We start from the raw sequence: 1,410 nt of genomic DNA on the forward strand, positions 1-1,410 counted from the left end.
AVGTGAACCACCCCGGGTTTCCCGGAGGATCTCTCAGTTGGCTACCTGGACCAGCTGGTCAGGCAGGGTAGGCACCGTTTCGGTGGCCTGGTGTCGATCGTAGTAGATCCGCTCGGCGTGCACCGGGCTCAGGTCGTTGCAGTACCCGTTCGGGCGTTCGTGGTTGTACCAGTGCACCCATTCGGCGGTCGCCGCCTGCAGGTCGGCCAGGCCGGCCCACGGGGCTTCGCGGTAGACGAGCTCGGTCTTGTAGCTCGAGTTCACCGACTCGGCGAGCGCGTTGTCGTAGCTGTCGCCGATACTGCCGATCGACGGCCGCACACCGATGTCGGCCAACGACTGACTGTAGGTGATCGCGGTGTACTGCGACCCCGCATCACTGTGATGAATGAGCTGATCGAAAGTAACTGCACCCCAACGTTTCCTGTCACTGATAGCCTGGTCTACCGCAGCTTGCACCAGCGACTCGGTCATCGCGGTCGAGCATTTCCAGCCCACGATCCGGCGGGCGAACACATCGGTGACGAACGCCGTGTACACCCACCCTGACGCGGTCCTGCAGTACGTGAAATCGCACACCCACAGCCGGTCCGGAGCCGGCGCCCAGAACCGGCGCTGCACCAGGTCCGGAGCCCGGTCATGGGACGGGTTGCGGCGGGTGGTCCGCGGCGCGGTGCCCTTGATCTCGCCGTGCCAGCCCATCAGCCGCATCAGCCGCTCGATGGTGCACCGGGCGACGGTGAACCCACGCGAGTTGAACACCACCCACAGTTTCCGCGCCCCGAGCACCCCGGTGAACCGTTCCTTCGTCCTCGCATCATGAATCATGTTGATCACCAACGCATCCCGGTAGTCACGGGCAGAAGACCCGCGGGAGATCCAGTCGTAGTACGTCGACGGGGCGAACGGGCAGCCGTACTCAGTGAGCACGGCGCACATCGACTCGACACCCCACAGCAGGCCATCAGCTCCCACCCGGTCACCCAGGTGGGAGCTGATGAAGTCGACGATCAGCGGTGTGGCCGGTCGAGCTCGGCCGCGAAGAAACCCGCCGCGGCCTTCAAGATCCCGTTCGCCCGCTTCAGCTCCGCCACTTCACGTTTGAGTGCACGAACCTGCTCCGACTCGGCCGTGGACACCCCCGGCTTCGCGCCCCGGTCCACCTCCGCCTGCCGCACCCACTTACGCAGCGTCTCCGGTGTCGTGATGTTCAGCAACTGCGCGACATGCACGATCGCCGCGTACTCCGACGGATGCTCATCACGCGCATCCTCGACCATCTCCAACGCCCGAGCCTTCAGCTCCGGCGTGTACTTCGACGTTCCCATCGTTGGATCCTCTCTCAAGCAAACACAGAGAGTCTCCGGACACACCGGGGCGGATCACGRATRCGTCMWTCWGCACCCAGAG

1 protein-coding gene is annotated in these 1,410 nt (G+C 64.6%); it reads right to left on the reverse strand.

The window, feature by feature from the left end:
- Positions 1-33 precede the first annotated feature (33 nt).
- Positions 34-1,280, reverse strand: a protein-coding gene (locus AXK60_RS25210; RefSeq protein WP_244881179.1) for an IS3 family transposase whose coding sequence is annotated in 2 segments (ribosomal slippage) — positions 34-1,049 and positions 1,049-1,280 — 1,248 coding nt in all. Because the reading frame shifts where the segments join, the coding sequence is not laid out codon by codon here.
- Positions 1,281-1,410 lie beyond the last annotated feature (130 nt).

The organism is Tsukamurella pseudospumae (assembly GCF_001575195.1).
Classification (GTDB): Bacteria; Actinomycetota; Actinomycetes; order Mycobacteriales; family Mycobacteriaceae; genus Tsukamurella; species Tsukamurella pseudospumae.